Genomic DNA, 9,250 nt, shown 5'->3' on the forward strand with positions numbered 1-9,250 from the left:
CTTACTTGCTCTGGCGTTAAGTTATTAAATTGATCTGCCTGAAAAACATGTGGATGACGGCGTATTAACTTTTCACTTATTGCCTCAACCACATCTTGAAAGTTAAAAGCACCTTGCTCACTAAACATTTGTGATTGAAACACGACTTGTAATAACAAATCGCCTAGCTCATTTCTGATTTCATCGATATTACCCTGACGAACAGCCGCCTCAACTTCATATGCTTCTTCAATCGCATATTTAGTCAGTGACATTGGGGTTTGCTCTTGATCCCACGGACATTTTTCTCGTAACTCTTGCATGATTTTAAGCAATTTATCCATGGTAACCCTCAAGTTTAAAAAGTCGGTCAGTAAAACTAAGATTTTAATTTGTTATGATCAAAATCAAAGCGATTAAATCAGTCGCACTATTGTACTGACAAAGAGAAAAAAGATGAGATACAGTATTCTGATTAGTGGTGCCGCTCAAGGTATTGGGGCTGAAATTGCACGCGTATTCTACAAACAAGGATATAAAGTAGGCATTTATGATATTAATGAATCGCTTGCTCAAGAATTAGCAAACGACTTAGGGCCAAATGCCCGTGCCGGCTATCTAGATGTAAGTGATTACGACCAATGGCAACACATATTAAAAGAATTTACTGAATGGGCTGGCGAACTCAACATCTTAGTAAATAATGCCGGTATTTTATATTCTGGTGCATTTGAAACAACTGATATTAAAGCTCACCAAAGAACAATAAATATTAATGTAAACGGTGTCATCAATGGCTGTCATGCTGCCCTACCTTATTTAAAGCAAGCGTCTTTTGCACGTGTTATCAATCTATCTTCAGCTTCTGCAATTTATGGCCAAGCTGACCTTATTTCTTACTCAGCCAGTAAATTTGCTGTTCGTGGAATTACTGAAGGTTTAGATGTGGAATGGAAAAAATATGGTATTCGCGTTTTAGATGTGATGCCCCTATTTGTGCAAACTGCAATGGTTAACAATATGGATGCAGGCACTATTCAAAATATGGGGGTAGATTTAACTCCAAATGATATTGCTCAACAGGTACTTATGCTTGTAGAGAAAAAGGCTCATTTCTGGACGCCTACTCACACTCCAGTTGGTATAAAAACCAAACTACTTTATCAACTCTCAACTTTAAGCCCTCAGTTTTTAAATCGGCTCACTAACATTTATTTATCGAGAAAATAATCCAATATAAAAAAGGCTGTCATTTGACAGCCTTTTTACTCAATTTAATTAAACACCTTGAATCATGCGTCGTGCGCTAATAATTCCAGGTTGCTGCTCTAAACGAGCCAATAAGCGAGAAAGTTGCGCTAAACCCTTAACCTCAATTAACAACTTCATATTGGCAATACCATCTGCCTCAGAAATTGTATTGACCTGACGAATATTGATTTGGTCAGAGAAAATCACTTGAGTTAAGTCTTTAAGCAAACCACGACGATCATACGCTTCCACCACAATTTGAACGCTTTGACCTCGTGTTGGCTGCATTTCCCAGTCGGCTTCAACAGCACGCTCTGGTTCTTGCTTAATCATACGTTGGTAGTCTGAACAAATGACTTTGTGGATGCTAACACCACGATTCAAAGTAATATATCCAGCGATTGACTCACCATGTACGGGCTGACAGCACTGCGCGATATGCAGTTCCACATTGTCTAAACCGTCAATTAAAATTCCATGAGCTGACAATGTATGGCTAGCACGTGGATTTAATGCTGGTTTAAGCACTAGTTCAGGTTCATCCTGATCTAGATGCATTTGACGGTTCACCTGATTAATCAAGGCATGTAAGCTAATATCACCGCTTACTAGACTCACCAAAATGTCATCACCCGTTTTCACGTTAAAATGTGATGAGTAATCATTTAGGTCGATACTTTTTGGGTGAATCGCTAGACGAGCTAACTCTTTATTAAGAAGTTCACGGCCAACTTCAAGATTTTTACTACGATCTTGCTGTCTAAACCAATGACGTAGCTTGTCACGGGCGCGAGAGGTTTTAATATAACCTAAAGAATTGACCAACCAATCTCGGTTTGGATCACGATCTTTTTTAGTTAAAATCTCAACCTGCTCACCAGTTTTTAAAGTATAGGTAAGTGGCACATAGCGCTGGTTAACTCGCGCTGCATAACACTTGTTGCCTACTTCCGTATGGACATGGTAAGCAAAATCTAAAACTGTTGAGCCACGTGGCAATTCCTTAATATCACCATCACGACTAAAAACGTAAATCTTCTCAAAGCCTTCAAAGTCTTGTAACTGTTCAAAGCCTTCTGTTTCATCTTCGTTTTGATGTACCGTCGTTTCATTGCGCTCTTGATAGTGCTCTAAAACAGCACGTAATGAATGCAAACGATGATTAAAGGAATGGTCAGTATTCTTTGAACCTTCTTTATAGTTAAAGTGCGAACATACGCCTAATTCTGCTTCGTCATGCATCTCATGAGTACGAATTTGTACTTCAAGCGATTTATTCTCGGCAATTACAGCAGTATGCAAAGAGCGATAACCATTTGCTTTCGGGTTGGTAATATAGTCATCAAACTGATGCGGAATATGACGCCAGATTTGATGAACAATACCCAAAGAGTGATAACACTCAGGAACGCTATTGACCAATACACGTAAGGCACGAATATCATAAAGCTGATCAAAACTCAGGTTTTTGCTTTTCATTTTTCGATAAATCGAATAAATGTGCTTCGCTCGACCTGTGATTTCTGACTCGATTCCGTAAGATGCTAACTCATTTTTTAAACGATCAATTACGAACTGAATATAGTGTTCGCGCTCTAATCGTTTTTCATTCAGTAATGACGCAATTTCTTTATAACGATCTGGCGCTAAATAGCGAAAAGCGAGATCTTCAAGCTCCCATTTAAGCTGGGCAATACCGAGTCGATGCGCCAATGGCGAATAAATAGTAAGAATTTCACGTGCTACGCGTTCTTGACGTTCACGAGATGAATTTGCTAGTTCTCGTAAAGAATAGGTACGTTCAGCAAGTTTAATTAAAACAACACGAACATCTTCGGTAACCGAAATTAGCATTTTATAAATGCCACTTAAATGTTCTCGTTGATTATTATTAAAATGATCTTCTAACCGTTTATTTTTCTCAATGAGTTCCGAGAGCTTACCCATTGCCAAAGTGCCTTTGACAAGGTTATAGACCTGCTCCCCAAATTTCTGTTTTACTTCTTCTATATCAGTAATGTCTTCACGCACACTACGATAGAGCATTGCTGCCGATAGAGTATCTTCATCTACATGGAGATGCGCCAGAATGTCAGCCATTCCAACGCCTGTAGCGAAAGTATTTGAACGATGATTAACCGTTGAGTCCAACTCTTTTTGCAGGGTTAAATGAGCAACCTGCTCAAGCTGTTCAAGCTTCGCCCCGTCTAATATTTCACGCACCCGATCCAACCATGAGGCTAAACCGATTTGCGTTTCGGCGGCATGCTCTACAGTCGTTTCCTCGGACAACTCAGTTAGTTGTTCAGGTAACTGTTCACGTACTGTGACCATACCATTCTCCTCAATATGTAACTCATGTTTTTAATCGTTTATCTCTTGAATTTTTTCAAATAGTGCAATGGATTCAACATGTTCTGTGTGCGTAAACATGTCCATCACAGCTGCTTTTTTTAACTGGTAACCATATTGGACCAAAACACCCGCATCCCTTGCCAGTGTAGCTGGATTACATGATACATAAACGATTCTTTTTGCTCCAAAATTTGATACATACTGCATAATTTCATATGCACCAGCACGAGGAGGATCAATCAATAATGCATCAAATCCTTGATTTGCCCAAGAATGATGCGAAAAATCTTTTGTTAAATCTTGTGAAAAGAAGGTTGCTTGCACCAAACTATTGCATTTTGCATTAGCTGTTGCCCGCTGCACCATTTCTTCACTCCCTTCCACACCGACAACCTGACCACTCTCACCAACACATCGTGCTAACGGGAGTGAGAAATTGCCTAAACCGCAAAATAGATCAAGTACCTTTTCACCTGGTTGCAATTGAAGCAATTCACATGCCAATTGAACCATTTGTTCATTTACTGTGGCATTGACCTGAGTAAAATCCAATGGCGAAAAAGCAAAATTTACATCAAACCGCTCTAAGGCATAGTGTAAACGTAGAGCACCTTTTTCATCATCAATACGATGAATACTTTCAGGCCCCTTAGGCTGTAAATACAACTGCCACCCTTTGTCTAACGCAAATTGCTTTAATTGGTTGACATCAGAATTGTTTAATTTTTCTACATGACGAACCAACAAAGAAATTTCATGATCACCTTTTGCTAATTCTACATGACCTATGTGCGCTTTGCCTTTTAGACTTTGGAGTAAAATACGCAGCTCAGGCAAGCTATCTGATAGTTTTTTATCCAAAACACTACAAGTGTGGATAGAAGTTAGCCGATTACTATGATGTTCACGAAACCCCATAATTAAGCGATCTGGCTTCGGCAGATAGCGCACCCCTATTCGAGCACGACGACGATAATCTGTTTGTAAAGATCGAATTGGCTCAAGCCACTGTTCAGGTTGAATACCTGCAAAGTGCTGTAGATGCGATTGCAGTACACTTTGCTTTAAACGGATTTGTTCATCAGGATGGATATGCTGCATGCTACAGCCACCGCAAATACCATAATGAGGACAAATTGCATCTATGCGATGAGTTGAAGGTTCTCCTAACAACTGTCCCATCTCAGCCTCTTCAAGACGCTTTGCTTGATGGGTAATCTGAGCCTTTACAGTTTCTCCAGGCAATGCATAGCGAATAAAAACTTTCTTGCCATGCTTATCTGCTGGATGATCAGGATGAGAACCATAATGCGCAATTCCCCGCCCCTCATGAGAAAGTGTTTCAACTTGAAAAATATATTCAGGTTGTTGAGGCTTGCGAGATTTGGCTTGTTGTTTCAAAGGATGAACCTAAAAATCTGAAGGATTAAAATAGTGAGAAGTAAATTCAGTATGTTTCGAAGTACGTTCCCATACTTCAAGGAAATCGGCTTGCTGTGGCATAGTCTGTAAATATTCAATACTCGAACTAATCCAGTGGTTATGTTCATCTACGCTCAACTGGCCTTTTAGCACGAGCCAACGTAAATAAATAAACCATGTATTGAGTACATCCCCTTCACAATAGCTAGTCAATTTTAACCACTGTTGATTACGAACATATTCAGGCACATGATAACCCGATTCACCACGTTTACCTGGCAAACCTAAAATGCAGGCAATATCATCAAGCTTTTGAAAATTACGCCCATTAAACATTGCCATCACGTCCATTAAATCAATGTGGCGATGGTGATAACGGTTTTGGTAATTATTAAAACGCTTCTGGCTATCAATCTCACCTTGATCAAATAGACCTGGTGCAGAAAGCCCATGATACATTGCGCGAAACAGAATAACGGGTAAATCAAATTGTGAGCCGTTCCAACTCACTAAAGTCGGATGACGCTTATCAAAAATTGACAAGAACTTTTGCAAAATCTCAGCTTCAGAATATTGTTCACGACTAAAAGAGAATAATCTAAAACCAGACTCATCAATCCATAGACCAGAAATACAAACAATTTCATGCAAAGGTAAGCGCTGAAAATCCATGCCTGATTCTTGACGACGGAGTTTAGTCAATGCTTGCTCTACATCAGCCTCTGGTAAATCAAGATGATATAAATGCGCTCCCGCTTTTAAATCAGTTAAAGTTTCAATATCAAAAACTAAGGTTGGGAAACGCATTATTTCTCTCAATTATGAGTTATCGTCCTGTACTGAAAACAATCCTGTAGACAAGTAGCGGTCGCCACGGTCACAGATAATGCAAACAATAACAGCATCTGGATTTTCTTCTGCAATTTTGATGGATGCCCATACCGCGCCACCTGAAGATGTACCCGCACTAATGCCTTCCATACGCGCTAATTTACGCATTGTTTTTTCAGCATCAATTTGTGGAATATCAATAGTACGATCTACACGGCTACTATCAAAAATAGTAGGTAAATATTCTTTTGGCCAACGGCGAATACCAGCAATGCTTGAGCCATCTGCTGGTTGCAAACCAATAATTTGAATATCTGGGTTTTGTTCTTTTAAATATTTAGAAACACCCATGATGGTACCAGTCGTACCCATTGAGCTTACAAAATGGGTGATTTTCCCACCTGTTTGCTTCCAAATTTCAGGACCAGTTGTTAAGTAATGAGCTTCAACATTATCAGGATTACCAAACTGATTTAAAACGTGCCCCTTACCTTCTTTTTCCATTTGCAAGGCTAAATCACGTGCACCTTCCATACCTTGCTGCGGCGTTACTTCAATCAGCTCTGCGCCATAAGCCAGCATCGCATCTTTACGCTCCTGACTCATGTTGTTCGGCATAATAAGTTTCATTTTATAGCCACGCATTGCAGCAACCATTGCCAAAGCAATACCTGTGTTCCCACTGGTTGCCTCAATCAAGGTGTCGCCTGGCTTAATTTGACCACGTTTTTCTGCCTGCATAATCATGTTATATGCAGGACGGTCTTTTACAGAACCTGCCGGATTATTACCTTCTAATTTTGCTAAAACCGTCGCTTGCGTATGAGAAGCTAATCGCTGCAAACGAACTAGAGGCGTCTTACCTACATAGTGATCTAACAAAAATTCGTCGGCTAAAAAGTCAGGTTGTGTATTACTCATGATCAATACCTATATCGAGGTGCGCCTATTGTATGAAAAAATGCTCGTTACTGCACCCATTTCAATATGCTTTTTCATGAAAGCGATTAAAGCTCGGTCATTTATAAAATGCCGTCTGTTTTAAAATAAAGCGTGATAAGATGCCGTACAGAGAGATAAATCTGATGTAGCCATGTCTAATTTCAATAAAACCTTATCGAAACGCTTACGTCTGAATCATGCATATGGGCAATTGATTGCTCTAATTTTTGTGCCGATTATGATTTTAACAGGGGTCGGTGCTTTTCTGGTTTTAACTGAAACGTCACATTCTGTAAAACAACAACAGCTACATCACGCCTCAGCAATTTTAGCTCGCTACAATCAAATTGCGAAAGATTTATATACGCTAGTCGAACTAGAACCCGATGAATACGATCATGCCCAGCACATCATGCAAAGCATGTTTAGCGAAAAAAATCTTAAACGCGCGGTATTAATTGATAACAATGGACAGACTTATTTAAGCATTGGTTATCGTGATAATCGTTATTGGCCGAGCTTTCCTAGTAATAATAGTTTTTTCGGTCCAATCTCTTATAACCACAATAATATTTATGGACTGCAAATTAGCAATAAAGCTGGAAAAGCCCCAGTTTGGTTAATGATTGAAATGGATAACCAGCCTCTAGAGTTAGCACGTTATCGCATTATGATTGCCCTCGTCATTACTGGATTAATGACATTATTACTACTTTTACTGTGCTTGAATTTTTATTCTCGTCGCTGGATTGCGCCGATGTATGAAATTCGCATGCAGTTACAACGCCTAAATGCAGATACTTTAGATCAGCACCTAGTCATTAACAGTACTGGGGAGCTACGCTTATTACAGCGTGATATTGCAAATGTTGTTAAGCGATTACACTTTAGCTTTTTAGAATTAAAAGAACATACTGAACAAACAGAAGAAGATTTACGCAGAACACTAGATACCTTAGAAGTCCAAAACATTACTTATCGTCAAGCACGTGACCAAGCGATTTCATCAAACCAAGCGAAGTCAGTTTTCTTGGCAAATATTAGTCATGAGCTTCGAACACCTCTAAACAGTATTGATGGCTTTATTCATTTATTGCTTCGTCAGCAAAATTTAAATAATGAGCAAAATCTTTATTTACAAACCATTCGCAAGTCATCTGCCCATTTATTGGCATTAATTAACGATGTATTAGATTTCTCGAAAATTGATGCAGGTAAGTTAGAACTTGAAACAGCACCTTTTGATTTAGAAGAAGCCATCTTTGATGTCATGGATATGCTATCTCCATTGGCTGCTCAAAAACATATTGCCATGGCTTTTTACTATGCGGACAACATTCCACAAGAAGTGATTGGCGATGCTTTACGCTTCAAGCAAATTCTGACCAACTTAATTTCTAATGCGATCAAGTTCACTCCAGATGGCGAAATTATTGTTCGTGTTCGTATGGAACATGATGATATTGGGCAATGTCTGCTTCATTTCAGTGTTCAAGATAGTGGTATTGGTTTAAGTGGCACAGACCGTAAAAAACTATTTGAATCATTCTCGCAAGGTGATGCCTCAGTTACACGTCAATTTGGTGGTACAGGTTTAGGTTTAGCTATTTCTAAACAGCTTGTTCATCTCATGCATGGTCAAATTGGTTTTGAAGATAACCAAGAACGTGCTCCAACAGAAAAAGGTTCGACTTTCTGGTTTACCGCACAATTTGTAGTAGATGAAGATTACGAAATCGAACACCCGCACTTCGAGCATTTACAAGTGGTGTCGTATCTTGCACACCCTGCTACAGCAAGTGTTTTACGTTACTACCTTGAAAATTATCATGTTCCTCATATCGAAACACAATCGATTCTGGACTTGTTTAGCCGTTTAAAACATCTTGATCAGAAAGATAATACATGGCTCATTGTTGACCATAGCGGCGACACTGAAGCGTTATTAAAAGAAATCCGTAGCCGTTATCAAGGCAATTTAGCCGTCTATGGCTATCAAATGACACTTGAGCCAAACATGCTCAATGAATATCGAGCTCGTCCTCTCTATCAACCATTAAGTCGAAGCGGACTCATTCAATTATTAAATGATCAACCTATTTTTGAAGAGGAACAACAAGACTTTAATGGTCAGGGTCTACACATTCTGGCAGTGGATGACCATCTTCCTAACTTAATTGTTTTAGAAGCCTTACTCGGTGAACTTAACGTTAAAACAACTAAAGCACTCAGTGGCCAAGAAGCTCTTAACCTGATCCAAGAGCGAATTGACCAAAAACTTAAACCATTTGATTTAGTGTTTATGGATATTCAAATGCCTGTCATGTCAGGCATTGATACCACTCGTGCTATTCGTTCTTTAGAGTCGACATTAGACGGAGAAATGCAACTTCCAATTATTGCATTAACTGCCCATGCACTAGCCGATGAAAAGCAAAAACTCCTTAAAGTAGGCATGAATGACTATGTC

Annotated in this window: 7 protein-coding genes; 2 read left to right on the forward strand and 5 right to left on the reverse strand. The window is 39.3% G+C overall.

Annotated elements, in window-relative coordinates:
• Positions 1 to 323: MazG nucleotide pyrophosphohydrolase domain-containing protein (locus UC75_RS21675; RefSeq protein ID WP_322842906.1), on the reverse strand; the 323-nt coding region annotated here is incomplete at its 3' end.
• Positions 324 to 435: 112 nt separating this feature from the next.
• On the opposite strand from UC75_RS21675, the gene UC75_RS13170 reads away from it, so the two are divergent.
• Complete coding sequence (locus UC75_RS13170) at positions 436 to 1,209, forward strand: SDR family oxidoreductase (protein ID WP_049837870.1); 774 nt, start codon at positions 436 to 438, stop codon at positions 1,207 to 1,209.
• Between the two features lie 48 nt (positions 1,210 to 1,257).
• Here UC75_RS13170 and UC75_RS13175 read toward each other — a convergent pair whose 3' ends face one another.
• From UC75_RS13175 to cysM, 4 genes are read right to left on the reverse strand one after another with little or no spacing between them, the layout of a single operon-like run.
• Complete coding sequence (locus UC75_RS13175) at positions 1,258 to 3,564, reverse strand: RelA/SpoT family protein (RefSeq protein ID WP_005302395.1); 2,307 nt, start codon at positions 3,562 to 3,564, stop codon at positions 1,258 to 1,260.
• A 30-nt stretch (positions 3,565 to 3,594) separates the two neighbouring features.
• Positions 3,595 to 4,986: a 23S rRNA (uracil(1939)-C(5))-methyltransferase RlmD gene (gene rlmD, locus UC75_RS13180; protein ID WP_049837871.1), complete on the reverse strand. Its 1,392-nt coding sequence runs from the start codon at positions 4,984 to 4,986 to the stop codon at positions 3,595 to 3,597.
• A gap of 9 nt (positions 4,987 to 4,995) precedes the next feature.
• Positions 4,996 to 5,814: a 3'-5' exonuclease gene (locus UC75_RS13185; RefSeq protein WP_049837872.1), complete on the reverse strand. Its 819-nt coding sequence runs from the start codon at positions 5,812 to 5,814 to the stop codon at positions 4,996 to 4,998.
• A gap of 12 nt (positions 5,815 to 5,826) precedes the next feature.
• Positions 5,827 to 6,759: a cysteine synthase CysM gene (gene cysM, locus UC75_RS13190; protein WP_005302386.1), complete on the reverse strand. Its 933-nt coding sequence runs from the start codon at positions 6,757 to 6,759 to the stop codon at positions 5,827 to 5,829.
• A 172-nt stretch (positions 6,760 to 6,931) separates the two neighbouring features.
• On the opposite strand from cysM, the gene UC75_RS13195 reads away from it, so the two are divergent.
• Positions 6,932 to 9,250: ATP-binding protein (locus UC75_RS13195; protein WP_228137363.1), on the forward strand; the 2,319-nt coding region annotated here is incomplete at its 3' end.

It is taken from the genome of Acinetobacter sp. V2, assembly GCF_001188385.1.
In the GTDB taxonomy this organism is placed as follows: Bacteria; Pseudomonadota; Gammaproteobacteria; order Pseudomonadales; family Moraxellaceae; genus Acinetobacter; species Acinetobacter oleivorans.

Bases quoted from the DNA above. Each gene is read 5' to 3' on its own strand.
- UC75_RS13185 (WP_049837872.1), bottom strand. From the start codon at position 5,814: ATGCGTTTCCCAACCTTAGTTTTTGATATTGAAACTTTAACTGATTTA.
- cysM (WP_005302386.1), bottom strand. From the start codon at position 6,759: ATGAGTAATACACAACCTGACTTTTTAGCCGACGAATTTTTGTTAGAT.
- UC75_RS13175 (WP_005302395.1), bottom strand. From the start codon at position 3,564: ATGGTCACAGTACGTGAACAGTTACCTGAACAACTAACTGAGTTGTCC.
- UC75_RS13170 (WP_049837870.1), top strand. From the start codon at position 436: ATGAGATACAGTATTCTGATTAGTGGTGCCGCTCAAGGTATTGGGGCT.